The organism is Streptomyces sp. NBC_00012, assembly GCF_045040875.1.
In the GTDB taxonomy this organism is placed as follows: Bacteria; Actinomycetota; Actinomycetes; order Streptomycetales; family Streptomycetaceae; genus Streptomyces.
The window spans coordinates 3,810,647-3,836,847 of record NZ_CP108309.1 but is presented as its reverse complement, the minus strand read 5'-3'; the positions used below and the strand labels follow the sequence as shown (position 1 = coordinate 3,836,847).

25 protein-coding genes are annotated in these 26,201 nt (G+C 72.1%); 17 read left to right on the top strand and 8 right to left on the bottom strand.

Going from position 1 to position 26,201, the window contains the following annotated elements:
- The first annotated feature begins 7 nt into the window (after positions 1–7).
- Both OHA19_RS17500 and OHA19_RS17495 read left to right on the top strand, forming a co-directional pair.
- Positions 8–1,390, top strand: coding sequence for a transcriptional regulator (locus tag OHA19_RS17500; RefSeq protein WP_405715529.1), 1,383 nt, complete (start codon positions 8–10; stop codon positions 1,388–1,390).
- A gap of 184 nt (positions 1,391–1,574) precedes the next feature.
- Positions 1,575–3,173, top strand: coding sequence for a hypothetical protein (locus OHA19_RS17495; protein ID WP_405715531.1), 1,599 nt, complete (start codon positions 1,575–1,577; stop codon positions 3,171–3,173).
- A gap of 63 nt (positions 3,174–3,236) precedes the next feature.
- On the opposite strand, the gene OHA19_RS17490 is transcribed toward OHA19_RS17495, so the two are convergent.
- A complete protein-coding gene (locus OHA19_RS17490) occupies positions 3,237–4,517 on the bottom strand; it encodes an ABC transporter substrate-binding protein (protein WP_405715533.1) in 1,281 nt (426 codons plus the stop codon).
- Positions 4,518–4,634: 117 nt separating this feature from the next.
- Here OHA19_RS17490 and OHA19_RS17485 point away from each other — a divergent pair, with 117 nt between their 5' ends.
- Positions 4,635–5,138 carry a hypothetical protein gene (locus OHA19_RS17485; RefSeq protein WP_405715535.1) on the top strand — a complete coding sequence of 168 codons (504 nt, stop codon included), beginning with the start codon at positions 4,635–4,637 and terminating at the stop codon, positions 5,136–5,138.
- A gap of 28 nt (positions 5,139–5,166) precedes the next feature.
- Positions 5,167–6,045 (top strand): formyltetrahydrofolate deformylase, encoded by an 879-nt coding sequence (purU, locus tag OHA19_RS17480; protein WP_405715537.1) that lies wholly within the window; start codon positions 5,167–5,169, stop codon positions 6,043–6,045.
- A 65-nt stretch (positions 6,046–6,110) separates the two neighbouring features.
- Here the strand turns inward: purU and OHA19_RS17475 are convergent, their stop codons facing one another.
- Positions 6,111–7,460, bottom strand: a complete 1,350-nt coding sequence (locus OHA19_RS17475; RefSeq protein WP_405715539.1) for a zf-HC2 domain-containing protein — start codon at positions 7,458–7,460, stop codon at positions 6,111–6,113.
- Complete coding sequence (locus tag OHA19_RS17470; protein WP_405715541.1) at positions 7,457–8,032, bottom strand: RNA polymerase sigma factor; 576 nt, start codon at positions 8,030–8,032, stop codon at positions 7,457–7,459. Before OHA19_RS17470 ends, OHA19_RS17475 begins: the two co-directional genes overlap by 4 nt.
- 384 nt (positions 8,033–8,416) lie before the next feature.
- Between OHA19_RS17470 and OHA19_RS17465 the strand changes: the two genes are divergently transcribed.
- Both OHA19_RS17465 and OHA19_RS17460 read left to right on the top strand, forming a co-directional pair.
- Positions 8,417–8,779 carry an STAS domain-containing protein gene (locus OHA19_RS17465; protein ID WP_405715543.1) on the top strand — a complete coding sequence of 121 codons (363 nt, stop codon included), beginning with the start codon at positions 8,417–8,419 and terminating at the stop codon, positions 8,777–8,779.
- A gap of 125 nt (positions 8,780–8,904) precedes the next feature.
- Complete coding sequence (locus OHA19_RS17460) at positions 8,905–9,426, top strand: EF-hand domain-containing protein (protein ID WP_405715545.1); 522 nt, start codon at positions 8,905–8,907, stop codon at positions 9,424–9,426.
- A 65-nt stretch (positions 9,427–9,491) separates the two neighbouring features.
- Here the strand turns inward: OHA19_RS17460 and OHA19_RS17455 are convergent, their stop codons facing one another.
- Positions 9,492–11,030 carry a class I adenylate-forming enzyme family protein gene (locus OHA19_RS17455; protein ID WP_405715547.1) on the bottom strand — a complete coding sequence of 513 codons (1,539 nt, stop codon included), beginning with the start codon at positions 11,028–11,030 and terminating at the stop codon, positions 9,492–9,494.
- A gap of 144 nt (positions 11,031–11,174) precedes the next feature.
- Here OHA19_RS17455 and OHA19_RS17450 point away from each other — a divergent pair, with 144 nt between their 5' ends.
- The 4 genes from OHA19_RS17450 to OHA19_RS17435 all read left to right on the top strand — a co-directional run bounded on the left by OHA19_RS17450 (position 11,175) and on the right by OHA19_RS17435 (position 15,542).
- On the top strand, positions 11,175–12,368 hold the full coding sequence (locus OHA19_RS17450; RefSeq protein WP_405715549.1) for an amidohydrolase family protein: 1,194 nt from the start codon (positions 11,175–11,177) through the stop codon (positions 12,366–12,368).
- Between the two features lie 7 nt (positions 12,369–12,375).
- Positions 12,376–13,536 carry an acyl-CoA dehydrogenase gene (locus tag OHA19_RS17445; RefSeq protein WP_405715551.1) on the top strand — a complete coding sequence of 387 codons (1,161 nt, stop codon included), beginning with the start codon at positions 12,376–12,378 and terminating at the stop codon, positions 13,534–13,536.
- A gap of 7 nt (positions 13,537–13,543) precedes the next feature.
- Positions 13,544–14,515, top strand: coding sequence for an acyl-CoA dehydrogenase family protein (locus tag OHA19_RS17440; protein WP_405750693.1), 972 nt, complete (start codon positions 13,544–13,546; stop codon positions 14,513–14,515).
- 517 nt (positions 14,516–15,032) lie between these two features.
- The gene (locus tag OHA19_RS17435) at positions 15,033–15,542 is read left to right on the top strand and encodes an ATP-binding protein (RefSeq protein ID WP_405715555.1); all 510 of its coding nucleotides are present in this window, start codon (positions 15,033–15,035) and stop codon (positions 15,540–15,542) included.
- Positions 15,543–15,590: 48 nt separating this feature from the next.
- Here the strand turns inward: OHA19_RS17435 and OHA19_RS17430 are convergent, their stop codons facing one another.
- Positions 15,591–16,517, bottom strand: coding sequence for a cyclase family protein (locus OHA19_RS17430; RefSeq protein WP_405715558.1), 927 nt, complete (start codon positions 16,515–16,517; stop codon positions 15,591–15,593).
- 83 nt (positions 16,518–16,600) lie between these two features.
- On the opposite strand from OHA19_RS17430, the gene OHA19_RS17425 reads away from it, so the two are divergent.
- From OHA19_RS17425 to OHA19_RS17415, 3 genes are read left to right on the top strand one after another with little or no spacing between them, the layout of a single operon-like run.
- Positions 16,601–17,515: an SDR family oxidoreductase gene (locus OHA19_RS17425; RefSeq protein WP_405715560.1), complete on the top strand. Its 915-nt coding sequence runs from the start codon at positions 16,601–16,603 to the stop codon at positions 17,513–17,515.
- A 37-nt stretch (positions 17,516–17,552) separates the two neighbouring features.
- Positions 17,553–18,749, top strand: coding sequence for an acyl-CoA dehydrogenase family protein (locus OHA19_RS17420; RefSeq protein ID WP_405750691.1), 1,197 nt, complete (start codon positions 17,553–17,555; stop codon positions 18,747–18,749).
- Entirely contained in the window at positions 18,746–19,795 is a 1,050-nt protein-coding gene (locus tag OHA19_RS17415; RefSeq protein WP_405715564.1) for a Zn-dependent alcohol dehydrogenase, read from the top strand. Before OHA19_RS17420 ends, OHA19_RS17415 begins: the two co-directional genes overlap by 4 nt.
- A gap of 20 nt (positions 19,796–19,815) precedes the next feature.
- Here OHA19_RS17415 and OHA19_RS17410 read toward each other — a convergent pair whose 3' ends face one another.
- Complete coding sequence (locus OHA19_RS17410; RefSeq protein WP_405715566.1) at positions 19,816–20,799, bottom strand: GlxA family transcriptional regulator; 984 nt, start codon at positions 20,797–20,799, stop codon at positions 19,816–19,818.
- A 151-nt stretch (positions 20,800–20,950) separates the two neighbouring features.
- Between OHA19_RS17410 and OHA19_RS17405 the strand changes: the two genes are divergently transcribed.
- Both OHA19_RS17405 and OHA19_RS17400 read left to right on the top strand, forming a co-directional pair.
- Positions 20,951–22,171, top strand: coding sequence for an MFS transporter (locus OHA19_RS17405; protein ID WP_405721749.1), 1,221 nt, complete (start codon positions 20,951–20,953; stop codon positions 22,169–22,171).
- Positions 22,168–22,593: a DUF2809 domain-containing protein gene (locus tag OHA19_RS17400; protein ID WP_405715568.1), complete on the top strand. Its 426-nt coding sequence runs from the start codon at positions 22,168–22,170 to the stop codon at positions 22,591–22,593. Before OHA19_RS17405 ends, OHA19_RS17400 begins: the two co-directional genes overlap by 4 nt.
- On the opposite strand, the gene OHA19_RS17395 is transcribed toward OHA19_RS17400, so the two are convergent.
- Positions 22,550–22,882, bottom strand: a complete 333-nt coding sequence (locus OHA19_RS17395; RefSeq protein ID WP_405715570.1) for a hypothetical protein — start codon at positions 22,880–22,882, stop codon at positions 22,550–22,552. The two genes, OHA19_RS17400 and OHA19_RS17395, sit on opposite strands and share 44 nt — an antisense overlap.
- A 185-nt stretch (positions 22,883–23,067) precedes the next feature.
- Between OHA19_RS17395 and OHA19_RS17390 the strand changes: the two genes are divergently transcribed.
- A complete protein-coding gene (locus OHA19_RS17390; protein ID WP_405715572.1) occupies positions 23,068–24,402 on the top strand; it encodes an MFS transporter in 1,335 nt (444 codons plus the stop codon).
- A gap of 35 nt (positions 24,403–24,437) precedes the next feature.
- On the opposite strand, the gene OHA19_RS17385 is transcribed toward OHA19_RS17390, so the two are convergent.
- The gene (locus OHA19_RS17385; RefSeq protein WP_405715574.1) at positions 24,438–25,181 is read right to left on the bottom strand and encodes a DUF6585 family protein; all 744 of its coding nucleotides are present in this window, start codon (positions 25,179–25,181) and stop codon (positions 24,438–24,440) included.
- 105 nt (positions 25,182–25,286) lie between these two features.
- Here OHA19_RS17385 and OHA19_RS17380 point away from each other — a divergent pair, with 105 nt between their 5' ends.
- Positions 25,287–26,189 carry a LysR family transcriptional regulator gene (locus OHA19_RS17380; protein WP_405721751.1) on the top strand — a complete coding sequence of 301 codons (903 nt, stop codon included), beginning with the start codon at positions 25,287–25,289 and terminating at the stop codon, positions 26,187–26,189.
- The last annotated feature ends 12 nt before the right edge of the window (positions 26,190–26,201 follow it).

The window sequence follows — 26,201 nt, the reverse complement described above, 5'->3', positions numbered from 1 at the left end:
GGGAAACATGGCAGCCAGGCCTCTCGTCGCCCGCCAGCCGAACGAACGGCTCCAGGCGCTCATTCAGGAAGCCGGAAGCTCCAACGCCGGACTCGCCCGCCGCGTCAACATGGTCGGCGCGGAACGCGGGCTCGACCTGCGCTACGACAAGACGTCCGTGGCCCGTTGGCTGCGCGGACAGCAACCACGCGGCAGGGCACCGGGGATCATCGCCGAGGCGCTCGGCCGCAAGCTCGGCCGTACGGTCACGATCGACGAGATTGGCATGGCCAACGGCAAGAATCTGGCGTCCGGCGTCGGCCTCCAGTTCGCCCCGACCGTCATCGGCGCGATCGAGCAGGTCTGCGAGCTGTGGCGCAGCGATGTCGGCCGCCGGGACTTCCTGTCCGGTTCGGCGGTCGCCTCGTCCGCGCTCGTCGAACCCAGCCGTGACTGGCTGATCACCGGTGCCGACCCGCAGGTGGCGAGGTCCGCCGGGGCCCGCGTCGGGATGCCGGACGTGGAGGCGGTGCGGGCGATGACGACCGCGCTGGTCGACCTCGACCACCGGTTCGGCAGCGGACATGTGCGGCCGGTCCTGGTGCACTACCTGAACAGCGTGGTCTCCGGGCTGCTCTCCGGGGCGTACTGCGAATCGGTCGGCCGGCAGCTGTTCGCGGCGGTCGCCCGGCTCACCGAACTCGCCGGGTACATGGCGGTCGACACCGGCCAGCCGGGGCTCGCCCAGCGCTACTACATCCAGGCGCTGCGCCTGGCCCAGGCGGCGGGCGACCGGGCGTACGGCGGTTATGTGCTGGCCGCCTCGATGAGCCATCTCGCCGCGCAGCTCGGCAACCCCCGGGAGATCGCCCAGCTGGCCCGGGCCGCGCAGGAGGGCGCGCGCGGGCGCGTCACCCCGAGGGCGGAGGCGATGTTCTACGCGGCGGAGGCGCGCGGCCACGCCCTTCTCGGCGACGCCCGCACCTGCCAGGCGGTGACGGGCCGCGCACTGGCGGCCATGGAGCGGGCCGAACCGGGCACGGGCGACGACCCCGACTGGATCGCCCACTTCGACCGCGCGTATCTCGCGGACGAGCTGGCGCACTGCCACCGCGACCTCGGCCAGGCGGAGGCCGCCGCGCGCCGCGCGAAGGAGTCCCTGGCCGGCCACCCGGAGTCCCGGACCCGCCGCCGGGGCATCGGTCTGGTGCTGCTGGCCACGGCCCAGGTCCAGATGCGCGAGGTGGAACAGGCCTGCCACACGGGCATCCGGGCGATGGAGCTGCTGGGATCGGTGCGCTCCAGCCGGGGAGCGGAGTATCTGGACGATCTGCAGCAGCGGCTGATCCCGTACGGGGACGAGTCGGCGGTGCGCGAGTTCGGTGCCCGGCTGGAGCTCCAGGCGGCCTGACCGGGCCCGGGATCGGGGCCCGGCCGGTGGACGCGTCCGGGTGCCCCCATAACTGCGTCCTGAGCGCGCTGAGCGTTACAGCGCTTGTGAAGGGCTGGTGAGTGACAACACACGCTTGGCGAACGGCGGTGACCACCCGATAGCGTGAGCCGACGATTCCGTAGGTTCACACGTAGGAGTCCCGGTGACGCAGAGCGGACAGGGTGACGAGCCGCAGCTCCCTGCTGTACGGCCCACGCACGAAGGTGTCGTGCTGCCCGCAGGTGGCGGCGAGCCCTGGATACCGGGGGGGCCGGCGGATCAGGCCGCCCCGGCGGGCGGCCAGCCGTGGGGGCAGCCCTGGGGGCCGCAGGCGGGGCACCAGGACCCCGCGCAGCAGCCGCAGCCCCAGGCGCATGCCCAGGGGCAGGGGGCGTACGGGCAGGGGCAGTACGGCCAGGTGCAGCCGGGGCAGGGGTACGGGCAGCCGCCCGCCCCGCAGCAGGCCCAGATGCCGCAGGCCCAGCCGCTGCCTCCCGTCCAGCAACAGCACATGCAGCAGCAGCACATGCAACAGCCTCAACAGCCGCAGCAGATGCAGCAACCTCAGCAGATGCAGCCGCCGCAGCACATGCAACAGCCGCCGCAGCAGGGGCAGCCGCCGCAGCAGATGCGGCAACAGTCCCAGCCGCCGCAGTCGTTCGTGCAGCCGTTGCCGCCCGAGGCCATGCCCGGGACGGGCATGGGCGGGGACGCGGAGGCCACGCAGTACATCGCGCCGGTGCCCGGTGGGCCCGTGCCGGGCGGGCTGCCGCCGGAGAACCCCGCGGAGTCGACGACGTTCCTCGGCCACGCGGTGCCGCCGCAGCAGCAGGCGTACCAGCAGCAGCCCGGCAACGGCGGTGACGCCGAGGCGACCCAGTTCATCCCGCCGGTCCCCGGCGGCACCCCTTACGGCATCAGGCCCGGAGCCCCGGGCGACCGGCAGCCGCCCGCCGAGTTCGACAACCTGTTCCGCAGCGACGAACCGGCGGGCGCCACCCAGCAGATGCCCCACCTCGACCCCGGGCAGCACCGGGGCGCCCCGCAGTACCAGGGGGCCCCGCAGGCCCAGCACCCCGCGCTGGCCCCGTACCGGCCGATGGACGAGGAGCCGCAGCAGCCGCGCAGGAAGCGGGCCCACGTCACGCTGATCGCGGCCGTCGTGGCCGGCTGCGCCGTCGTCGGGCTCGGCGCGGGTGCGCTGCTGAGCGGCGGTGGCGACGACAAGGGCAAGGACGACAAGCAGCCGGTCGCCGCGGCGAGTTCATCCGCCGATGAGACCTCCACGCAGGCCGCCGCCGATCCGGCGAAGCCGCAGGCCGAGGCGCTCGACAAGCTGCTCGCGGACAGCAACAACAGCCGTGCCGCAGTCATCGGGGCCGTCGAGAAGACCAAGAGCTGCAAGGACCTGGACCAGGCCGTCACCGATCTGAAGGGCGCCGCCCAGCAGCGCCGCGATCTGGTCACCCGGCTGGAGGGGCTGTCCGTCGACAAGCTGCCGAACCACGCCCAGCTGACCGCCTCCCTCACCAAGGCCTGGCGGGCCTCCGCCGCCGCCGACGAGCACTACGCCGCGTGGGCCGGGCAGGCCAAGAACGGCAAGAAGGTCTGCAAGCACGGGAAGGCGCGTACGACCTCCGAGACGCAAGCGGCCACCGTGCAGAGCGGCGAGGCGAGCAAGGCGAAGCGGCAGGCGTCCGGGCTGTGGAACTCGATCGCGTCGAAGTACGGACTGACCAGCCGGGCGGCCACGGAGCTGTGACGGCCCGTCCCGAGACGCCGGTCCCGCGGCGCCCGTCCCGTGAATCCGGGCGGGCGCCGCGGGTCAGCTCATCGAGCTGGCGTCCGACAACGTCTTCGAGACGTCCATGAAGCCCTTCCGGTCCGCGACGAGCCGGCCGTTCCGCACCACCTGATACGTGACCTTGGTGTTGACGATCCGGGGGTACGAGGGCGAGCCCAGCATGTCGTCGAAGCCCCAGCGCAGCACCGGGGTGAGGCCGCCGGTCCTGGCCGGGGTGCCCCGGTTGAGGGCGGAGGAGAGCTTCCAGGGGGTGATCTTCGGGGAGTCGACCGACTTCACGATCTCCTTCAGCACGGTGTACGCGATCCAGGTGGTCTGCACGCCCGTGTCGTCCGGGTCGATCCGGTTGTCGCCGAAGGCGTGCTCGCGGATCACGTCGCGCATCGTGTCCCAGCGGGCGTCGCCCGCGTCCGGGTACCAGCCGGTGATGTACGCCCCCTCGAACGGGCTGTTCCGGCCGCCGGTGCTGTCGATCAGCGGCTGGTCGACGCTGCCCAGCACGGAGGAGATCCGGACGTCCCCGTACTCCGGTTCGAGCCGCCGGAGGGAGTCGAAGAAGGTCTCCGTACGCCTCCCGAGCACGGCCGTCACACAGCCGTCGGACGCCCCTGCCGCCCGGAGCGCGGGGGCGGCGGCCCCCTCGTACGAAGTGGCCGACTCCGGGGCCCGGATGTCGGTGGGCGCGGGCCGGCCGGCCTCGGTGAGGCCGGCCCTGAGGAGCCATGCCTGGCCGTCGCCGCTCACGCTGTCGGGCCGGACCACGGACACCCGCTCGCAACTGCGGGCCAGCTGCCGGGCGTTGCCCGCGAGCAGGGCGGGCTGGCCGCCGTTGACCGGGTAGGAGTTGTAGCTGCCGAACTCCTCGTCGGAAGCGCCGTAACCGCCGATGTAGGGGATCCCGGCGGCCTCCAGCAGCGGCATGAACGCCGTCCCGTGCCGGCTGTACGAGCCGACGACCGCCACCGCCTTCTCCTTGACGGCCCGCCGGGCGCAGTTCGCCGCCCCGGCGGAGGTGTCCTTCTCGTCGCAGGTGACGACGCGCAGCTTGTGACCGTCCAGCCCGCCGTCGGCGTCGGCCCAGCGGGCGTAGGCGCGGGCCATGGCGGTCATGCCCGCCATGTTCACCGCGTCCGGCCCCGTGACCCCGCCGGGGGCCCAGGTCACAACGGTGACGGGCTCCCTGGAGCCCCCCGTGGCCCCAGGGAGTACGCCGCAACCGGTGATCAGCAACGCCCCGGCCGCCGCCGTACATGTGAGGAACTTGTAGGGGCGGGAGGAGGTGGGGCGTCGCCATCCGGTCATGGGCATGAACATTTCCGGCCTCGGGGTAACGCCGCAGTGTGCTCCGCTCAACGTTCGGTGACATCCGGGTGAATTACGGGGGCCGGTACGGGCGGCGAAAAAGGGAACGTACGATCGATGACCGTGCAGCAAGGTTCGGAGAACTCTTCCCGTCGCGGCCGTCGCTCCTCCACCATGGGCGGCATGCCGCTGAATGACATGCCTTGGTGGCGCTGGCGCAGCAACGTGCGCTCGGCGCTGCACATGCTCTCCGACCCCGTCTTCCACCACGAGTGCTGGCTGGCCGGCCGGGAGGGGTACGGCGACGTCACCGACGCCGTGTACCGCCTGGTCGAGGACACCTGGCTGGACAACTGGTCCGCCGAGAAGTACATCGGGACGATCTTCCGCGACACCGACGAGGCCGCTCTCGTGGACGTCGCCGTGCTCCGGGTGCTGCGCATCATGCACCAGGTCGGCGCCGACGCCCCCGTCTCGGCGTACCTGGAGCACCACGGCTGGCAGGAGGCCGTACAGGCCGCCCGCGAGGCCCATGTGCTGCTCGCCGGCAACGACGGCGAGGACCCCGGCACGCCGCCGCGCTCCCTCGACGTGCTCCGCATAATGACCAGGTCGGCCTGATTCCGGGCCGGTGTGGCACGCTACGGGGATGACCGCGCCGCAGCCTGCCGACACCGTCCCCGAGCAGTACGTCCTCACCCTCTCCTGCCCCGACAAAAAGGGCATCGTGCATGCCGTGTCGAGCTATCTCTTCATGACCGGCTGCAACATCGAGGACAGCCAGCAGTTCGGCGACCACGACACGGGTCTGTTCTTCATGCGGGTCCACTTCTCGGCGGACGCCCCGGTGACCGTGGAGAAGCTGCGGGCCAGTTTCGCGGCGGTCGGCGACTCCTTCCGGATGGACTGGCAGATCCACCGCTCCTCGGAGCGGATGCGGGTCGTGCTGATGGTCAGCAAGTTCGGGCACTGCCTCAACGACCTGCTGTTCCGTTCCCGGATCGGGGCGCTGCCGGTCGAGATCGCCGCCGTCGTCTCCAACCACACGGACTTCGCGGAGCTCGTCGCCTCGTACAACGTCCCCTTCCGGCACATCCCGGTGACCAAGGAGACCAAGGCCGCCGCGGAGGCGCAGCTGCTGGAGCTGGTCTGTGAGGAGAACGTCGAGCTGGTCGTCCTCGCCCGCTACATGCAGGTCCTCTCGGACGACCTCTGCAAGCAGTTGAGCGGCCGGATCATCAACATCCACCACTCCTTCCTGCCGAGCTTCAAGGGCGCGAAGCCGTACCACCAGGCGCACGCCCGTGGTGTGAAGCTGATCGGTGCGACGGCGCATTACGTGACCGCGGACCTCGACGAGGGGCCGATCATCGAGCAGGAGGTCGAGCGGGTGGGCCACGGCGTCACGCCGGACCAGCTGGTCGCCATCGGGCGTGACGTGGAGTGCCAGGCGCTGGCGCGGGCCGTGAAGTGGCACGCGGAGCGCCGCATCCTGCTCAACGGCCGCCGTACGGTGGTCTTCGACTGAGGGCTGCCCCGTAACCCCTGGCGGGCGGCCGGCGGATCACGGGACAACCCTTGGCGCGGCACGCCCTACAGGCGGCTCAGCGAGGCCGCGGCGCGGAGCACGTCGCGGATGGCCTCGCGGTCGCCCTCCTGACCGGCCGCCGCCTCGACCGGCGGCACATGACCGGCCACCAGCTGGCAGAACTCCACGCCGTCCAGCGCGACCTGCGCCACGGTGTGCGCGGGGGAGCCGAGCGCGGCCGGGGAGTCCAGCGGGATGTACCAGTCGCCGCCGCCCGAGCCCTCGACCTCCAGGTGGAGCGAACGGCCCGGTGAACCGGCCGTCACCAGCTGCCGGGCGGGCCCGGCAAGACCGGTCCTGCGGCGCTCGGCGAGGACGGCGGGCAGCAGCCGGGCCGCCAGGTCGATCATCCGGTTGAGGTGGGCGGCGGACGGCGCCTCGTACGGATAGTCCACCGCCTCCGCGATGTCGCCGCCGTGCACCCAGCACTCGAAGGCCCGGTCCAGCAGGGCGTCGTGCATCGGAAGGGCGAAGTCCCCGTACGAGACGGAGAGCTCACAGACGCCGCGGCCGGCGAAGGACACCGTGCGGATGAGGGTGTGGCTCTGCGCGCGCCACGGCTCGTGGATCGCGCGGGTGGGTGGCCGCCGGGCGGCGGACCAGTACTTCTCGGTGCGTGCGGTGGGCGAGAGCGGCCAGTCCGCGCCCCGGCCGAGGACTCCTTCGCCGAGCGGCACTTCGAGATCGAGGGCGGTGCCGATCAGTCCGTCGACGGCCATGAGATGGCCGATGACGCCCGCGACCGTGGTCCTGCGGCCGGCCTCCTGCTCGCTCTCGAACCACTTCAGGCGCACCGGGGCGTGCCACTCCGAGCTGCCGATGTCACGGAGCAGCGCGTCGAGCCGCGCGGTCTCCGCGTCGTACGGAGTGGCCCAGTCCGGCACCGGGATGTCGGCCGGGCGGCGGCTCAGGCAGGCGTCGATCACCCGGGTGCGCAGCGTCGGGTCGAGGTCCAGGCTGCGGTCGGTCTGCAGCAGCCCGACGGCGTCACGCAGCCGCAGGGCCTCGTCCGCGCAGGCGGCGCACTCGGTCAGATGTGCCTCGACGGCCTCGGTCTCCTCCGCGGAGCAGGCCGCCAGGGCCCACGCGCCGAGGAGCGCCTTGAGGACGCGGTGGGTCAGCACCGGCGGGTGCGACGGGGCTGATGGGTCCGGTGGTGCCACGGCGGTTTCCGGCGTCGGCCGCCCGGCCGGTCGCGGCTCCTCGGGCGGGGTCACGGGGACGGGCGGTGGCAGGGGTACGGCGGAGAGGTCGAAGTCGTCCGCGGCGGCCCTGGGACCCGGTATGCGCCGTGCGTCCCGCACCTCGTCGTCGCGTCCGTCGTCGCCGCGCCCGCCCGCCTCGTCGCCGTTCACAGGGGCCGTCCGTATCCGGGCGGCGATGTCCCTTCGAGCGGGCGGGTGTGCGCGGTGGAGAGCAGCTGCAGCCCGAGCCGGAGCCGGCGGCGGGCCTCGTCCTCGGTGACCCCGAGGTCGGTCGCGGTCTGCCGGTAGTCCCGGCGCTGGATGTACGCGAGCTCCAGCGCGGCCCGCAGCGGGGCGGGCATGGACGTGACGATGTAGTCGGCGCGGGCCGCGACCGTGGCCCGGTGCACCCGCTCCTCCAGGCCGTTCCCGTCGTGGTCCGGGCCGTCGTGGTGGCCGTGCTCCTCGCGCAGCCGCCGCACGGACTGGCGGTGCGTGAGCCGGGCCACCCAGGAACGCATCGAGCCCTGCTTGGGGTCGTAGGCGTCCGGGTTCTCCCACACGTAGCCGAAGACCTCGCGGGTCACCAGGTCGGCTGCGGTCTCGTCGTCCAGCATCCGGTGGGCCTGGCTGTGCACCAGCGAGGCGAACCGGTCGTAGAGCTCACCGAGAGCCGCCGCCTCACCGCGTGCCAGCCGCTGCTGCATCTTGCGGTCCCAGCGGGGCGGTGCGTTCTTGGCCATGCGACCCCCGACCCGTTTCCTCTGCTCTGTTCCCCTCGTCACATCGAATGTAGTCGGCGGCGTCGGCCGGGCACTTCCATTACGGCAAGTACGCCCCTCAAGAGGCCCGAGATGATAGGGAATGCGGCACCCGGCACCGGCGGAATCAGTCCTGAACAGATCATTTGTGCCCGATTCCCGCTGTGTTCTGCCGGACCGTTCGGTGTTTCATAGGGGTGCGGCTGGGGCAGCCGCGAGAAGGAACGGAAACTTCCGGATCGTCGGAAGCCCCGGAACGAGAGGCCCAGTCGCGTGATCAAGCCTTGCCCTCCCGGAAACCACCCCCGGGCTGCGACCAGCCACGCCCCCCGGCTCACCCAGGAACATTCCCGGAAGCCACTCGAAGTGGCCGAGACCGTGCAGGGCGGGTGGACCGTACTGCGCATATGCGGCGAGCTGGATCTGCTGACATCGCCCGCGGTGCGCCAGTCCGTCCACGACGCGGTCGCCGTCGGCCGCCACGACGTGGTGCTCGACCTCTCCGAGGTCCTGTTCTGCGATTCCAGCGGGGTCGGCGTACTGATCGCCTCCCGCCGGCTGATGCGTTCCTGCGGGGGCCGGCTGCGGCTGGTCCTGCCGGCCCGGGGCGCGGAGGAGGGCTCGCACGTCAACCGGGTGCTCGCCGCCCTCGGCGTACGCCGGCTCTTCGACGTCTACCCCGACCGGTACGCGGCCGTGGACGACCGGGCCCGGCCGCTCTCCGCGTGAGACCGCTCCGGACATCGCTCCGGCACGCCGGGGCGGGACCGCGGGCGGGCGGCGATGACCGGGCCGTGACGACGATGGAGCGCGAAGGTGACACGTGAGGCCTTCCGGCGTCGTACGCTCCCCGCATGGACAGCGCAGAGTACGAGCGCAAGATCGCCCACCGCTTCGCCGCCTTCGACCAGGACGGCAACGGATACATCGATCGCGCGGATTTCAATGCAGCCGCGGCCCGTCTGCTCGCCGAATTCGGCACGACGGCGCGTTGCGACAAGGGCCAGGCGCTCTATACCGGGGCCGAGGCGTTCTGGCAGGGCATGGCGGGCATCGCCGATGTCGACGGGGACCAGCGCGTCAACCGTGAGGAGTTCGTGGGCGGGGCCGTGAAGCGGCTGCGCGACAACCCGGAGCGCTTCGCGGAGATCGCCCGCCCCTTCCTGCGCGCGGCGATCGCGGTGGCGGACCCGGACGACCGGGGCACGGCGGCCGTACCCGCGGTGGAGCGGGCGCTGCGGGTGCTGGGCGCGGACGCCGGGACGGCGCAGCTCGCGGCGCGGAGCCTGGACGCGGACCAGGACGGCTGGATCGCGGAGAACGACGCGGTGTCGGCCTTCGCCGACTACTTCACGGTGATCGCGCCGGACGCGTAGGGCCGAGGGGGCGCGGGGCGCCGCTCCGCCCCCCTCGGGCGGGCTCCACCCGCACCCGCGCCCCGTCAGGCGAACTGCTCCCGCAGCCGGTACTTCAGCACCTTGCGCAGGGCGTCGTTGCGCGGCAGCGCCGCCACCACCTCCAGCCGCTCCGGCAGCTTGTGCACGGAGAGCCCCTCGGCCCGCAGATACCCCGTGACCCGCTCCAGCGTCAGCGGCGCGGCGCCTGCCGGCTGCTCCACGACCGCGCAGACCAGCTCGCCCCGCTCCGGGTCCGGCAGCCCGATCACCGCCGCGTCCCCGACGTCCGGGTGCCGGTGCAGCAGGTCCTCTATCTCCTTCGCGGAGATGTTCTCGCCCTTGCGGATGATGATGTCCTTCAGCCGTCCGGTGAGCACCAGATGCCCGCTCGCCCTGACGTGGCCGACGTCGCCGGTGATCAGGAACCCCTCCGTGTCGAAGACCGAAGCGGACTGCGCCGGGTCCAGATAGCCCTTGCAGACCGCCTCCCCGCGCAGCCGCACCTCGCCGTCCGTGCCGTGCGGCAGCGGCTTGCCGTCCTCGTCGGTGATCCGGATCTCCATGCCGGCGGGCGGCCGCCCCTCCGTCCGGGCGAGGTGTTCCACCGTGTCGTCGGGGGCGCCCATCGTGATCATCGGGACCTCGGTCATGCCGTACCCGTGGGTGAGCTGGACGCCCATCTCCCGGACCACCGCGTGGTAGATCTCCGGCGGTTTCGGCGCCCCGCCGCCGGCCAGCAGCCGCAGGCTGGGGATCAGCTTCCGGTCCGGCTCCTTGCGCTGTTCGGTCAGGAACATCGAGTAGAACGCCGTGGACCCGCCCGCGACCGTCACCCCGTGGCGCCGGTAGTCCGCCAGCGCGTCCGGCATCGCGAAGTGCTCCAGCAGCACCGCCGGGAACCCGTACAGCAGCAGCATCACCGCGTAGTCCGGCCCGCCGACGTGGGCGAACGGGAAGGCCACCGAGCCGATGTCGTCCGCCGTCAGGTGCAGTGCGTGGGCCAGGCAGGAGCCGCCCGCGATCAGGCTTCGGTCGGTGTGCAGCACCCCCTTCGGGTCGGAGGTGGTGCCCGAGGTCCAGTAGATCCAGCGCACCCGTGTGCCGTCGCCGGGCGGCGGCGGCAGCACCGACGGATCGCCGTCCGGCAGTGACGCGTACGCCTCGAACACCGTCACCGGCCGGTCCGCCGTCAGCCGCCGGGCCATCGCCGTGTGGTCGAAGCCGCGCCAGGTGCCCGGTACGGCGAAGAACTCCGCCTTGGACTCGCGCAGCGCGAACCCCACCTCGCGGTCCCGGTAGAACGGGATGACGGGCGACTGCACGGCCCCGATCCGGGTCAGCGCGAACGACAGCAGCACCGTTTCGATCCGGGTCGGCAGCTGCCAGGCGACGACGGTGCCCGGCCGCACGCCCTTCTCCCACAGCCCGGCCGCGACCCGCTCGCCGCGGGTGCGCAGCTCGCCGAAGGTCAGGGTGCGGTCGTCCTGGATCAGGAACGGGCGGTCCGGGGTCAGGCCGGCCCGGCGTTCGACGAGTTCCCAGAAGGTGCCCGATGCACCCAGCGCGTGCGCGGTCCCGGTCACGGCCGACCCCTCTCAGCTGACGGACAGTCAGATAGTGCGGAGAGCGTAGAGCGCTGCGCCTTGTCGGTCCAGGGGTGCGGAGCTAGCCTGATGGCGACATAGATCTGACGGGTCATCAGAAAATCGCGCGCCGGAGGGGACACCATGACGGAACTGCCTCGGATCGTCAGCGTCGACGACCATGTGATCGAGCCGCCGCACCTCTTCTCGACCTGGCTGCCCGCCAAGTACCGCGAGCGCGGCCCGCAGCCGCTCACCGCGGGCATCGGTGAGCTGGCCTACACGGGCGGCAAGTACGTCATCACCATGGACCCGGACGGCCCGCCCACCGACTGGTGGATCTACGAGGACCTGAAGTTCCCGTACAAGCGCAACATCGCCGCCGTCGGCTTCGACCGCGACGACATGACGCTGGAGGGCATCACCCGCCAGGAGATGCGGCCCGGCTGCTGGGATCCGGCCGAGCGGCTCAAGGACATGGACCTCAACCACGTCGAGGCCAGTCTCTGCTTCCCGACCTTCCCGCGCTTCTGCGGCCAGACCTTCGCCGAGGCCCATGACAAGGAGGTCGCGCTCGCCTGCGTGCGCGCCTACAACGACTGGATGGTGGAGGAGTGGTGCGGCGACAGCGGTGGCCGGCTCATCCCGCTCTGCATCATCCCGCTCTGGGACATCGGCCTCGCGGTCGCGGAGATCCACCGGAACGCGGCCCGCGGGGTGCGCGCGGTGACCTTCTCCGAGATCCCCACCCACCTCGGCCTGCCGTCGATCCACACCGGGTACTGGGACCCGTTCTTCGCGGCCTGCCAGGAGACCGGCACGGTCGTCAACATGCACATCGGGTCCAGCTCGCAGATGCCCGCCGCGTCGCCGGACGCCCCGCCCGCCGTACAGGCCAGCCTCTCCTTCAACAACGCCATGGCCTCGATGATGGACTTCCTGTTCAGCGGGGTCCTGGTGAAGTTCCCGCAGCTCAAGCTCGCCTACAGCGAAGGGCAGATGGGCTGGATCCCGTACGCCCTGGAGCGTGCCGACGACGTCTGGGAGGAGCACCGGGCCTGGGGCGGGGTGCGCGGTCTGATCCCCGAGCCGCCGTCCACGTACTACTACCGGCAGATCTTCTGCTGCTTCTTCCGCGACAAGCACGGCGTCGCCTCGCTCGACGTCGTCGGGCGGGACAACGCCACCTTCGAGACCGACTACCCGCACGTCGACTCGACCTTCCCGCACACCAAGGAGGTCGCCCTCGACCACGTCAAGGGACTGGACGACGAGACCGTCTACAAACTGATGCGCGGAAACGCGATCCGGATGCTCGATCTGGACCTCGACAAGTAGGCCCGCGATGGATCTCGCGTACACGGAGGAGGAGCAGGAATTCCGGGCGCGGCTGCGAGAGTGGCTGGCCGCCGTGCTCCCCGGGCTGCCGGCCAAGCCCCGCCCCGAGGACTGGCCGGGCCGCCGCGCGTACGACACGGCCTGGCAGCGGATGCTGTACGACGCCGGATACGCCGGCCTGCACTGGCCCGTCGACGCGGGCGGCCGGGGCGCGACCCCGACCCAGCACCTGATCTTCCTGGAGGAGACGGAGAAGGCCGGAGCCCCGTACGTCGGCGCGAACTTCGTCGGGCTGCTGCACGCCGGCCCGACGATCGCGGCCGAGGGCACGGCGGAGCAGCGGACGCGCTGGCTGCCCCCGGTGCTGCGCGGCGACGAGATCTGGTGCCAGGGGTTCAGCGAGCCCGACGCGGGCTCGGACCTCGCCGCGCTGCGGACCAGGGCGGTGCGCGACGGCGACCACTACGTGGTGAGCGGCAGCAAGATCTGGACCTCGCACGCCGAGGTCGCCGACTGGTGCGAGCTGCTGGTGCGTACGGATCCGGCGGCGCCCAAGCACCGCGGGATCACCTGGCTCGCGATGGAGATGGACGCGCCGGGGGTCACGGTCCGCCCGCTGCGCACCCTCGCCGGGTCCACCGAGTTCGCCGAGATGTTCCTCGACGAGGTGCGGGTGCCGCTCTCGCACCGGGTCGGCGCGGAGAACGACGGCTGGAGGGTCACCATGGTCACCCTCTCCTTCGAGCGCGGTACGGCCTTCGTCGGCGAGGTCGTCGCCTGCCGCCGCACCCTGGACGCGCTGGCGGCCGAGGCCCGGCGCACCGGACGCTGGGACGATCCGGTGCTGCGCCGCAGGCTGGGCAGGCTGAACGCCGAATTCCGGGCGCTGTGGCGGCTCACCCAGTGGAACGTCAGCGAGGCGCAGCGGGCCGGGGACGGCGGCGTGCCCGGGACCGGCGGTTCGGTCTTCAAGCTGCGTTACTCGCACGCCCGCCAGGAGCTGTACGAGGCGGCCGCCGAGGTGCTCGGCGCGGACAGCGCGGACCTGGACCGGGAATGGGTCCTGGACCGGCTCTCCTCGCTCTCGTACACCATCGCCGCGGGCACCTCGCAGATCCAGCGGAACATCGTCGCCGAACGCATGCTCGGCCTGCCGAAGGGGCGCTGACGCACTCATGGACTTCCAGCTCTCGGACGACCAGCGGGCCCTGCGGGCGGGGGTGCGGGAACTCCTCGCCGGGCGCTTCGGCAGGGACCGGATGCGGGCGGCACTCGACGGCGGTACGGGCATCGACCGGGCGCTGTGGCGGGAGCTCGGCGAAGCCGGGTTCTTCGCGCTGCGGCTGCCGGAGGCGGAGGGCGGCGTCGGGCTCGGGCTGCCCGAAGCGGTCCTGCTCTTCGAGGAGGCGGGGCGTTCGCTGCTGCCCGGACCGCTGATCGCCACCCACCTCGCGGCCGGCCGGGTGAAGGGCGCGGCGCAGGGCGGGACGGTGGTCGCCGTGCTCGACCCGGGGCAGCCGGTGGCACACCTCGGGGAGGCGGACGCGCTGCTGGTGCTGGGCCCCGGGGACGGGTCGCGGGCGTCCGGCGCCGCGTCGGTGAACGTCGCCCGGGTGCGGGACGCCGCTGGGGTGCGGGACGCCGCCACCCCCGTACGTTCGATCGACCCGTTCACGCCGCTGTGGCGGGTCGCGGATCCGGTGGAGGCGGGCGAGCCGCTGCCCCGGGGCGGGCGGCTGCGCGACGAGGGTGCCCTGCTGGCCGCCGCCGAACAGCTCGGCAGCGCCGCCCGGACGACCGAGATGGCCGTTCAACACGCCGGTGAACGCGAGCAGTTCGGATCGCCGATCGGCTCCTTCCAGGCGGTCAAACATCTGTGCGCAGGGATGCTGGTCCGCGCCGAACTGGCCCGCTGTGCCGTGTACGCGGCGGCCGTGACCACGGACCCGGTGGAGATCGCGGGCGCCAAACTGCTCGCCGACGACGCGGCGGTCCGCAACGCGCGTGACTGCCTCCAGGTGCACGGCGGCATGGGCTTCACCTGGGAGGCAGATGTTCACCTGCACCTCAAGCGGGCCTGGCTGCGGTCCGGGCAGTGGCTGACGGCGGCGGCGGCCGAGGAGGTGCTTGCGGGGGACCTGTGCTGAAGTCGGACGGGTTCCGTTCAGGCTTCGGGTGCCGGGCGGCGGCTGAATGCGCGGCGCACGCAGGTGACAGGCAGGGGTGCGAGCCTCACGCTGCGGAGTTACGCAGTGCAGTCGGCGGGCGTCGGCTCCGGTTTCCGGATTTCATGTCATCCGTCACGGGGTGGAGTCGGTGCCGGGCTCGGGTACGCTCCGTTGGATGCGACAGGAACTGGAACCGGGCGATCCGGGTGTTGCCCCTGCGGCGACTCCGGGTCCGGAACGGTGCCCTGCTCGCGTTCCAGGCAGAGGTGCCGGGCTCGCCCGGGAGGCGGTTCACACGGCCTCGACGCGCCTCTGTTCGACTCCCCGCAACGTGCGTCGCACAGTATGCATCACGCGTACTCCTTCGCGCTGGAATATGCCCGAAGCGCTTGTTGCGGTGACTGTACGTCAACCATGCTGTCTCGCAGGGGAATCACGTTCCGTGACCCCGAGGAGGCGCGAGGCGATGTGTCCGCCGGTTCGGATGGTGTGAGCGGTGCAGGTGCTTCAGGTTCAGCTGGAGGTCGGGCCGGATCCCGCGGAGGTCGGGCGGGCCCGTAGATGGGCCCGGTCGAGACTGGTCGGGTCAGGGATAAGGGACGACGAGCCACTGGCCGAGACGCTCATCCTGCTGATCTCGGAGCTGGTCACCAATGCGGTGGTGCACACCGGGTGCCCGGCGGTGCTGCGCATGCTGTTCGGCCTGACCGGCTCGGCCGGGACCGTCCGGGTCGAGGTGGCCGACAGCAGCTGTCGGCCGCCGCAGCAGCGCCACGCGGCGGGCGAGGACACCAACGGCCGGGGCCTGGAGCTGGTCGACGGCCTCGCCGACCGCTGGGGCTGGCAGCCGGAGGGTGCGGGCAAGCGCATCTGGTGCGAGGTCGACCGGGGTGCGCCGCTGATTCAGCTGCCGCTGCACTCCGGCGCGCAGGGCGCCGCGCCCCGCGCGGGGGACGCGGCCCGTGATGCGCACAAGGTGTCACGAGCCGTTACGAACCTTGCATAAAGGTTAAAGCAGTTCGTTCGGGCTGCTGTCCGGCGTCGGCCGGTCCCGTCACAGGACCGCGACCGGCGCCACCGGGGTGCCGGTCGCGCCGGTGAACGGCTCCGGCATGGCGGAGAGCAGGAAGGCGTACCGCTTCTCCTGTGCACAGGCTGTGGACAGCGCCTCCAGATTCCAGTTCTGGCCCTGCAGCATGCCCATCTCGACCAGGTCCAGCGCGTGCACGCCCAGCCACAGATCCTCGATCTCCGGCGGGAAGATCTCGAAGGTCAGGGTGTCGTTGGCGACCGCCGCCACATCGCGCGCGCGGAACCACTCGGGCGTCCGGAGGGACAGGCCGGGCGACGGATAGCCGTACGCGTGCTTGTCGCCCGCCAGATACACCTGCACCTGCCCGGTCCGTACGAGCACGATGTCGCCGGACCGGACCCGTACCCCCGCCAGTTCCTCGGCCGCGTCCAGGTCCTCCGGTGTGACGGCGTGGCCGCCGGGCAGCCGGTCCACGCCGTGCGCGCGCGCCACGTCGAGCAGCACCCCGCGCGAGACGATGTGCGGCGCCTTGTCGATCCCGCTGAACTGCGCGCCGCCGTGGGCGGTGATCGTCGATGCCGGGCGGCCGTTGTAGATCTTCCCCGAGTGCGAGGCATGGGTCAGCGCGTCCCAGTGGGTGGCCGTCTGCAGGCTCAGGACCGCGGTGTCGTCGCTGGTGGCGACGGTGCCGGGGCCGAAGAGCTCCTGGTTGATCTGGATCATGGTGTGCAGCGGATTGATCCGCCCGGGGATCAGCCCGCTCTGCACCCCGTCCTGCTGGAGGGGGAGCGCGAGCGGGATCCGCAGACCGGTGCGGACGGTGGCGGCCGCCTCGCGTACGACGGCGTCGGCGATCAGGTTGAGCGTCCCGATCTCGTCGTCGGCGCCCCAGCGGCCCCAGTTGCTGACCCGCTTGGCGATGTCGTGGAACTCGGCCGGCAATGACATGGCGCCTCCTGGGGCTTGTGCTCGTGGACCTGATGGCCCATAAAATCTAACGGTCCGTCAGAAACCGCGGGAAGGGGCCGGGCATGGGGAACTTCTTGGCAGGCAAGGTGGTGGCCGTCACGGGTGCCGGGCGTGGCATCGGGCGGGCGGTCGCGCTCGCGGCGGCGGCCGAGGGGGCGAGGGTCGTCGTCAACGACTTCGGCGTCTCCATCGAGGGCGGCGAACCGAGCAGCGAGGTGGCCGAGTCGGTCGTCAAGGAGATCGGGGCGGCGGACGGCGAGGCGGTGGCGGTCGCCGACGACATCTCCACGATGGCGGGCGGCCAGCGGATCGTGGACACGGCGCTCGCCCGGTTCGGGCGGATCGACGGGGTCGTCTGCGTGGCCGGCATCCTGCGGGAACGGATGCTGTTCAACATGTCCGAGGAGGAGTGGGACCCGGTGGTCGCCACCCACCTCAAGGGCACCTTCACCGTCTTCCGGGCCGCGTCGGCGGTGATGCGCAAGCAGGAGGGCGGCGGCACGCTGATCGGCTTCACCAGCGGCAACCACCAGGGCAGCGTCGCCCAGGCCAACTACAGCGCCGCGAAGGGCGGGATCATCTCGCTGGTGCGGAGCGCGGCGCTCGGCCTGCACAAGTACGGAGTCACGGCCAACGCCGTCGCCCCGGTCGCCCGCACCCGGATGTCCGCCAACGTCCCCATGGAGCTCAAGGAGATCGGCGAGCCGGAGGACGTGGCGGCGCTCGTCGTCTACCTGCTCAGCGAACGGGCCCGCCAGGAGAAGATCACCGGCCAGGTGTACACGGTCGCGGGGCCCAAGATCGCGGTCTGGGCCCAGCCCAGGGAGCTGCGGGCCGGGTACGTCGAGGGGGCGTGGACCCCGGAGCGGATCGCGGACTTCCTGCCGGGGACGGTGGGCACCGACCCGATGCCGATGCTGGCCCGGCTGGAGGAGATGGCCGCGGCGGCCGCGGCGAAGGCGCGCCCGAACGCGTGAGGCCCTGGACGGCGAGCGGCAACAGCAGGAGGCACCCGTGGACTTCAGCTTCGGCCCCGACGACGCCGCCTTCCGCGCGGAAGCACGCGGCTGGCTGGAAGAGCACCTCGTGGGCGAGTACGCGGCGGCGGCCGGCACCGGCGGTCCCGGCAGCGAGCACGAGGGCGTCGCGGTCCGCCGCGCCTGGGAGCGCGAACTCGGCGGGTACGGGTGGATCGGCCTCGGCTGGGACGACCACGGCACCGGCCACGGCAACCGCCGCGCGAGCCTCACCCAACAGGTCGTCTGGGCCGAGGAGTACGCCCGCGCCGACGCCCCCGCCCGGGTCGGCCACATCGGCGAGAACCTCCTCGCCCCGACCCTGATCGCCTACGGCAGCGAGGAGCAGCAGCGGCGCTTCCTGCCCGCCGTGGCGCGGGGCGAAGCGCTCTGGTGCCAGGGCTACAGCGAGCCGGACGCCGGATCGGACCTCGCCGCGGTGCGCACCGCCGCCGTGCCCGACCGGAGCGGCGGCGGCCACCGGGTGACCGGGCAGAAGATCTGGACGTCACTGGCGAAGGAGGCCGACTGGTGCTTCGTGCTGGCCCGCACCGAGCCCGGCTCCCGCCGCCACCACGGCCTGTCGTTCCTCCTCGTACCGATGGACCAGCCCGGCAGGATCGAGGTGCGGCCGATCCGCCAGATGTCCGGGACCAGCGAGTTCAACGAGGTCTTCTTCGACGGGGCGCACGCCGAGGAGTGCGTCGGCGGCGAGGGCAACGGCTGGACGGTCGCCATGGGGCTGCTGGCCCTGGAGCGCGGCGTCTCCACGCTCGTCCAGCAGATCGGCTTCGCCGCCGAGCTGGACCGGGTGGTCCGGGCCGCCGTCGACAGCGGCGCCGTCACCGACCCGGTCCTGCGCGAACGCCTCGTACGGCAGTGGGCACAGCTGCGGACCATGCGCTGGAACGCCCTGCGCACCCTCGGCTCCACCGGCGACCCCGGCGCGCCCAGTGTGGCGAAACTGCTCTGGGGCGGCTGGCACCAGCGCCTGGGCGAGCTGGCCGTGCAGATCAGGGGTACGGCGGCGGCCGTCGGCCCGGACGACTGGTCGGCGAAGGAACCGTACGGACTCGACGAGGCACAGCGCCTGTTCCTGTTCACCCGGTCCGACACCATCTACGGCGGCTCGGACGAGATCCAGCGGAACATCATCGCCGAGCGGGTGCTCGGCCTACCGAGGGAGCCGAGATGAGAGGCGTCGTCTTCGACGGCAAGCGGACCGAGGTCGTCGACGACCTGGAGATACGCGATCCGGGACCCGGCGAGGTGCTGGTGGCGGTGGCCGCGGCCGGGCTCTGCCACAGCGACCTCTCGGTGATCGACGGGACGATTCCGTTCCCGTCACCGGTGGTGCTCGGGCACGAGGGCGCGGGGGTGGTGGAAGCGGTCGGCGCCGGCGTCCGTCATGTGGCGCCCGGCGACCACGTGTCGCTGTCCACGCTGGCCAACTGCGGGGCGTGCGCCCAGTGCGACCGGGGACGCCCGACCATGTGCCGCAAGGCGATCGGGATGCCGGGTCAGCCGTTCACGCGGCGCGGGAAGCCGCTGTACCAGTTCGCCTCCAACTCGGCCTTCGCCGAACGGACCCTGGTCAAGGCCGTGCAGGCGGTGAAGATCCCGGACGATCTGCCGCTGACCTCGGCGGCCCTGATCGGCTGCGGGGTGCTGACGGGCGTCGGCGCCGTGCTCAACCGGGCGAAGGTCGACCGGGGCGACACGGTCGTGGTGATCGGCACCGGTGGCATCGGGCTCAACGTGATCCAGGGCGCCCGGATCGCGGGCGCGCTGACGATCGTCGCCGTCGACGCCAACCCGGCGAAGGAGGCGGCGGCCCGGCAGTTCGGCGCGACACACTTCCTGACCTCGGCGGAGGGCGTGCGGGACATCCTGCCGAACGGCGCCGACCACGCCTTCGAGTGCGTGGGCCGTGCGGAACTGATCCGTACCGCGATCGACCTGCTGGACCGGCACGGCCAGGCGGTCCTGCTCGGCGTCCCGGCGGCCACGGCGGAGGCGTCGTTCCTCGTCTCGTCGCTGTTCCTGGACAAGTCGATCCTGGGCTGCCGGTACGGATCGTCGCGCCCGCAGCGGGACATCGCGCTCTACGCGGAGCTGTACCGGGAGGGCCGGCTGCTCCTGGACGAACTCGTCACCACCACCTACCCGGTGGAGGACTTCGCCAAGGCGGCGGACGACGCGCACCACGGCCGGGTGGCCCGGGGCGTGCTGGTGTTCTGACCGTTCGCGCCGGGCGCCCCTCAGGTCCGCCCGGCGCGGAACGTGCGCCGGTACACCGTCGGGGACACCCCCAGCGCCGCCTGGAGGTGCTGCCGCAGCGACGTGGGCGTCCCGAAGCCCGCGTCCCGCGCCACCTGGTCGATCGACAGGTCCGTCGACTCCAGCAGGTGCCGGGCCCGTTCGACCCGCTGCCGGGTCAGCCACTGGACGGGGCTGACCCCGACCTCCTCCCGGAACCGCCGGGTGAAGGTGCGCACGCTCATCGACTCCTGCTGCGCCATGTCGCGCAGCAGGATCGGGCGCTCCAGCCGCCCGAGCGCCCAACTGCGCGCGGTGGTCGTGGTCGCGAACCGGGCCTCGGGCAGGGGCCGTTGGATGTACTGCGCCTGTCCACCGTCCCGGTGCGGGGGCACGACCGTGCGGCGGGCGACATCATTGGCGACTGCGGTGCCGTGGTCCCTGCGCACGATGTGCAGGCAGAGGTCGATCCCGGCGGCGACCCCGGCGGAGGTCAGGACGTCCCCGTCGTCGATGAACAGGACGTCGGGGTCGACCCGCACCTCGGGGAAGAGCTGCTGGAAGTGGTCGGCGTGCGACCAGTGGGTGGTGGCGGGGCGCCCGTCGAGATACCCGGCGGCGGCCAGCACATAGCTGCCCGTGCAGATGGAGACCATTCGGGTCCCCGGCCTGATGCGGGCGAACGCGGCGGCCAGTTCGTCGGTGAGCGTGCCCTCGTCGAAGACGGGGCCGAGTTCGTAGCTGGCGGGAACCACCACCGTGTCGGCGGTGGCCAGGGCCTCGGGACCGCGTTCGACGGTGATCGTGAAGTCCGCGTCGGTACGGACCGGGCCCGGCGGGCGGACGGAGCAGGTCACGACTTCGTACAGGCCGCGGCCCTTCTCGTGCGGCTCGATGCCGAACGCGCGGCCGAATATCCGCTGGGGGATGCCCAGTTCGAAGGGCAGTAGCCCGTCGAGGGCCAGGACGGCGATTCGGTGCGGCATTGGCGGACTCCCTTCACCCCTAGTGGTATAGACCTCAACCCTGATACATGTCACTCCTGTGAAGGAAAAGTCAGCGGAACACCCGCACATTCCCGCCGTCGAACGCGACGGTGCGCAGCCCCTTCTGGCCGGTTCGTCCGGGGTGCGCACGATGGACGAGGGCCTGGGGAGCGGCCGGTCGGAAGGGCTCTGGAACCGTAACTTCCGGCTCTTCTTCGTCGCCCGCACCGCCGCGCTCTTCGGCGACGGCATGATTCCGGTGGCGCTCACCGCGGGGCTGCTGGGCGCCGGCCGGCCGCACTCCTCGGTGGGGTTCGCGCTCGCGGCCTGGATGGGGCCGCTGGCGCTCTTCGTGCTCTTCGGTGGCGTACTGGCGGACCGGTTCACCCCGCGCCGGATGATGATCATCGCGGATGTGCTGCGGCTGGTCGGCGCCTCGGTGCTGGCGTTCTCCTTCGCCACCGGGAACCCGCCGCTGTGGGCGGTCTACACGCTCAGCGCCGTGGCCGGGGTGGGCGCCGCGCTCTTCCAGCCGGGCGTTGCCTCGACCGTGCCCCGGGTCGCCTCGGACGTGCAGCGGGCCAACGCGGTGCTGCGGGTCTCCGAGGCGCTGATGACCATGGCGGGCCCGGCCTTCGCGGGCATGCTCGTCGGGCTGGCCAGCGCCGGGGCGGTCTACGCGGCGAACGCGTCGACGTTCCTGGTCTCCGGCATCTGCCTCTTCCTGCTCCGGCTTGCCCCGGCCCCCTCGGACGAGGCGCAGCGCGGCGGCTTCGTCGCCGAACTGGTCGACGGGTGGCGGGAGTTCCGGGCCCGCAGCTGGCTGTGGGGAGTGATCGCGATCTGGACGGTGTACGGCTTCACGGTGCTCGGCCCGATGCTGCCGCTCACCGCGGTCGAGGTCACCGAGGCGCACGGCTCGGGGACGTACGGCGTGATGATGGCGGTGAACGGCGCGGGCAGCGTCGTCGGCGGGCTGCTCGCCCTGCGCCTGAGACCCCGCCGCCCGCTCGCGGCGGGCGCGGTCGCGCTGACCGGGGTCTGTGTGAACCTGCTGGTGCTGGGCCTCGGGCTGCCGGTGTTCGCGCTCGGGGCGGGGCAGTTCGCGGCGGGTGCGGCGTTCGCGTTCTGGCTGGTGATGTGGTCGACGACGGTCCAGACCCATGTGCCGCCCGAGGCGCTGAACCGCCTGCACGCGTACGACGTGGCGGGCTCGCTGCTGATGCTGGCGGCGGGCCGGGCACTGGCCGGACCGGTCGCGGACCGGGTGGGCACGCCCGAAGTGCTGCTGGCCGGGGCGGTGATCAACCTGATGGTGGTGGCGGTGCTGCTGGTGGCCCGGCCGATCAGCCGGCTGGAGCGGAACGCGTGACCGGGGGCAAGGGGGCCCGGACGGCCCTGCGCGCCCGTGCGGTCGCGGCCGCCGCCGCGGCGCTGACCGTACTCGCCGGGCTCGGCGTCAGGGCGTCCATGGACGGCGACCTCGCCAAGTACGCCGGGGACGCGCTCTACACCGTGCTGATCTGCGCCCTGGTCGCCGTGATCGCGCCCGGCGCGCGGCCGGCCGTCGTGGCCGGGACGGGGCTGGCGTTCAGCTGGGCGGTGGAACTGCTGCAGCTGACCGGGGTGCCGGCGGAGCTCTCCCGGCACAGCACGGTGGCGCGGCTGGTGCTCGGCTCGACCTTCAACGCACCCGATCTGCTCTGGTACGCGGTGGGAGCGGGGTGCGCCTGGGCGGTGACGGCCCTGGTCACTTCTCCCGGCTGCGCTCCTCGGACTTCTGCATCTCGATGATCTCGAAGACATGGGCGCTGGTCTGCCTGCGCACACTGCCGGCGACCAGCAGCCCCGCACCGAGGACGGACAGGGGCGCGGAGATCCCCAGGATGGTCAGCTGCTTCGGCACGTCGCTCTCCACCTCGCACACCGACGACATGCCGCGGTAGCAGTACATGCCCTGCGGATCCGCCATCAGGAAGCCCAGCCAGACCCACAGGGCACAGGCGATGAGCAGCAGTACAGCGCCCCAGGTCTGCATCAGCGCGGAGCGGTGGTGGAAGTGCTGGCGTGCTGCCCACTGCATGGGATCCCCCCGGATCGGCGCGCGACGAGGCCGACGGGCCCGGCTCGTCGGCCGACTGGTGATCGTACGCGCACATGGGCCCGTCCGGCCGGGCCGGAAGCGACCGTCCCGGTGGCCCGATTCCTTCGAAGGGTGTCCCTCCGGCCACTCGTGAGGAGGCGCGTCGCGACCCGATGCTGAGTGACGTGACCCAGACAACCGAAAGCGCCGCCCGGGACGACGACCGGCAGGCCACCGTCCCGGCAGCCCCCGGGCGCCCTTCCCGCCGACGTGTTCACCGCGCCTGGATCGTTGCCGCCGTCACCTTCGTGACGATCATCGGCGGCGCCGCGTTCAACTCCCTCCCCGGCCTCCTCATCGAGCCGCTCAACGCGCGGTTCGGCTGGTCGCGCGGGGAGATCGGACTCGCCGTCTCCATCGACATGGCGCTGTACGGGCTCACCGCACCGTTCGCCGCCGCGCTGATGGACCGCTTCGGCATCCGCCGGGTGGTCGTCGTCGCCCTCACCACCGTGGCCACCGGGGCGCTGGCCAGCGTATGGATGACGGCCTCCTGGCAGCTGATGCTCTACTGGGGCGTGCTCGTCGGCCTGGGCACCGGCTCCATGGCGATGGCGTTCTCCGCCACGGTCACCAACCGCTGGTTCGTGGCCCGGCGTGGCCTGGTCACCGGCATCCTCACCGCGGCCGGCGCCTCCGGCCAACTGGTCTTCCTGCCGCTGTGCGCCTGGATCGTCGAGCACCACGGCTGGCGCCCCGCCTCGGTGACGGTGGCGCTCGCGGCCCTGGTCGTCGTCCCGTTCGTCTGGTTCCTGCTCCGCGACCACCCGGCCGACGTGGGCCTCGCCCCGTACGGCGGTAGCTACGTGGAGAGGCCGGCGCCCGCGCGCGGGGCGGCGCGGCGGACCCTGCGCGTACTGACCGACGCGGCGCGCACCGGACCGTTCTGGCTGCTGGCCGGTACGTTCGCGATCTGTGGGGCCTCGACCAACGGCCTGATCCGTACGCACTTCGTGCCCTCGGCCCACGACCACGGCATGCCCGTGACCGCCGCCGCCTCGTTGCTCGCCGTCATCGGCGTCTTCGACATCATCGGCACCGTCTTCTCCGGCTGGCTCACCGACCGCTTCGACGCCCGGCGGCTCCTCGCCGTCTACTACGCGCTGCGCGGCGTCTCGCTGCTCTTCCTGCCGATGCTGATGGCGCCGACGGTGCACCCGCCGATGGTGTTCTTCATCGTCTTCTACGGCCTGGACTGGGTCGCCACCGTTCCGCCGACGCTGGCCCTGTGCCGCGAGCAGTACGGGGAGGACAGCGCCATCGTCTTCGGCTGGGTGCTGGCGTCCCATCAGGTGGGCGCGGCGCTGGTGGCGTTCCTGGGCGGGGTGGCGCGCGACGTGTTCGGCAAGTACGACGTGGTCTGGTACGCGTCCGGGGCGCTGTGCGCGATGGCGGCGTTGATGGCGCTGGTGATCCGGCGGGTCCGGGAGCCCTCGGACGCCGTTGCCGGACTCGGCTGACGGCGCTCGCCACCTGGCTGACGGCGCCTGGCGCCTCAGGCCGACGGGCTGTCCGCGCAGAGGTGCTGGGCGACGGCCAGGAGGACGTACAGGTTCGCGATGTCGCCGGCCGCGGCGCTGCACCGGCGGCCGGAGCCACCGGTCCCCATGGCGTTGACCCAGCCCGCTGATACTTGGATCTCCTGGATGTCGGACCAGGGGAGATGGCCCTTCCCCCGGGCGGTCAGGCCGGTGCGGGAGAGCGAGAATTCCCCGAAGTCGACCCTCTCGCCCGCCAGGATCGATTCCAGGGCCGCCGGGCCCTGCGCCTGGAGGACGGCCTGCTGCATATGGGGGCCCCAGGTCTCGGGGCCCTCGTAGAAGTGCGTGATCGTCGCGTGGTCCCGGCCCGGACCCACCGCGGAGTACACGTACTCGGTGGTCGACGGGATGCCGTTGATGATCTTCTGGGTGATGTTCTGGTAGAGCCGTACGGAGTCCCAGCGGATGACGACCACGCCGTCGCCGGACTGCGGGTGCACGATCATTCCGTGCTCGAACAGGTGGAGACGCTTGGCGGCCTGTCCTCGGCTGAAGTCCGGATGCCGGCGCAGCCACCAGAAGAACAGCAGGCCGGGTATCACGAGCATCGCCAGGAGGTAGAGCGTCGTGAAGATGTAGAGGGCGAAGAGCAGTCTGTTCAGGCGCTTGGGGGCGAACGTGCCTTCCAGCGCGCCGAGTCGGTGGGCGGCGGCCAGTTCGGCGGCCTCGGGCGACAGGCGGTTCGGTGCTGCTGCCATGGACGTGTCCTTCGTCTCGAAGCTCGCGAACTCGTGTCGACGCTAGGTCCGGACAAGGCATTCCACCAGCGACTAGATTGCATGTGAGCCATGCCTGGGAGGAATGTGTTCGAGATCGACGCGCTGCGTCTGCTGGTGACGGTGGCCGAAACCGGATCGTTCACGAAGGCCGCGGTCCGGCTCGACTACACGCAGTCGGCGGTGTCCCGGCGGATCGCCTCGTTGGAGAAGGAGTCGGGCGGCCCGCTCTTCGAACGGCTCGCCCGGGGCGTACGGCTGAATCCGGCCGGCCACGCGCTGCACCGCCACGCCGTGGAGGTGCTCGCACAGCTGGCGGGCGCGGAGCACGAGATGGCCTCGATCCGGGCCGGGCGGGGCGGCCGGCTCCGGGTGGGGGCGTTCGCCACGGCCAACATCTCGTTGATGCCCGCCGCGCTGCGGGCGTTCGTGGGGTCCAGGCCGGATGTCGAGGTCGTCGTGGTCGAGGGCCGGTCCCGTGAGTCGATGCGTCGCCTGGCGGAGGGGGCGCTCGATCTGGCCGTGGTCAGCGACTACCCGTCCCGTCTGCCGTCGGCCGACGCCGTCACGACCGAGGTGCTGCTGACGGACGAACTGTTCGTCGTCCTCCCTCGCGACCACCGCCTGGCCGGAGCCGGGGCGGTCGATCTGTGTGAACTGCGCGACGAGACCTGGCTCCAGGACGTGTCCGCCGACCGGCCCATGATGCTCGCCGAGGTCTGCGGACGGGCCGGCTTCCAGCCCAAGCGGATCACCAGGATCGCCGAGTGGACCGGCAAGTTCGGCTACGCGGCCGCCGGACTGGGGGTCGCGCTGGTCCCCTCGCTGGCCGCCGGGGCGGTCCCCGCCGGACTCGCTGTCTGCCGGCTCGGCGACCTCGCCCCGCGCCGGACCGTACATGTCGCGCTGCCCGCCACCGCCCCGCTCCCGGCGGCGCTGGAACTGCGGGATCTGCTGCGGGACGCGGCCCCACGCGGCGCCGCAGGCTGAACGGCCGGTGCG

Bases quoted from the DNA above. Each gene is read 5' to 3' on its own strand.
- OHA19_RS17500 (WP_405715529.1), top strand. From the start codon at position 8: ATGGCAGCCAGGCCTCTCGTCGCCCGCCAGCCGAACGAACGGCTCCAG.
- OHA19_RS17490 (WP_405715533.1), bottom strand. From the start codon at position 4,517: ATGACCGGATGGCGACGCCCCACCTCCTCCCGCCCCTACAAGTTCCTC.
- OHA19_RS17485 (WP_405715535.1), top strand. From the start codon at position 4,635: ATGACCGTGCAGCAAGGTTCGGAGAACTCTTCCCGTCGCGGCCGTCGC.
- purU (WP_405715537.1), top strand. From the start codon at position 5,167: ATGACCGCGCCGCAGCCTGCCGACACCGTCCCCGAGCAGTACGTCCTC.
- OHA19_RS17470 (WP_405715541.1), bottom strand. From the start codon at position 8,032: ATGGCCAAGAACGCACCGCCCCGCTGGGACCGCAAGATGCAGCAGCGG.
- OHA19_RS17460 (WP_405715545.1), top strand. From the start codon at position 8,905: ATGGACAGCGCAGAGTACGAGCGCAAGATCGCCCACCGCTTCGCCGCC.
- OHA19_RS17450 (WP_405715549.1), top strand. From the start codon at position 11,175: ATGACGGAACTGCCTCGGATCGTCAGCGTCGACGACCATGTGATCGAG.
- OHA19_RS17445 (WP_405715551.1), top strand. From the start codon at position 12,376: ATGGATCTCGCGTACACGGAGGAGGAGCAGGAATTCCGGGCGCGGCTG.
- OHA19_RS17440 (WP_405750693.1), top strand. From the start codon at position 13,544: ATGGACTTCCAGCTCTCGGACGACCAGCGGGCCCTGCGGGCGGGGGTG.
- OHA19_RS17430 (WP_405715558.1), bottom strand. From the start codon at position 16,517: ATGTCATTGCCGGCCGAGTTCCACGACATCGCCAAGCGGGTCAGCAAC.
- OHA19_RS17425 (WP_405715560.1), top strand. From the start codon at position 16,601: ATGGGGAACTTCTTGGCAGGCAAGGTGGTGGCCGTCACGGGTGCCGGG.
- OHA19_RS17415 (WP_405715564.1), top strand. From the start codon at position 18,746: ATGAGAGGCGTCGTCTTCGACGGCAAGCGGACCGAGGTCGTCGACGAC.
- OHA19_RS17410 (WP_405715566.1), bottom strand. From the start codon at position 20,799: ATGCCGCACCGAATCGCCGTCCTGGCCCTCGACGGGCTACTGCCCTTC.
- OHA19_RS17405 (WP_405721749.1), top strand. From the start codon at position 20,951: ATGGACGAGGGCCTGGGGAGCGGCCGGTCGGAAGGGCTCTGGAACCGT.
- OHA19_RS17395 (WP_405715570.1), bottom strand. From the start codon at position 22,882: ATGCAGTGGGCAGCACGCCAGCACTTCCACCACCGCTCCGCGCTGATG.
- OHA19_RS17385 (WP_405715574.1), bottom strand. From the start codon at position 25,181: ATGGCAGCAGCACCGAACCGCCTGTCGCCCGAGGCCGCCGAACTGGCC.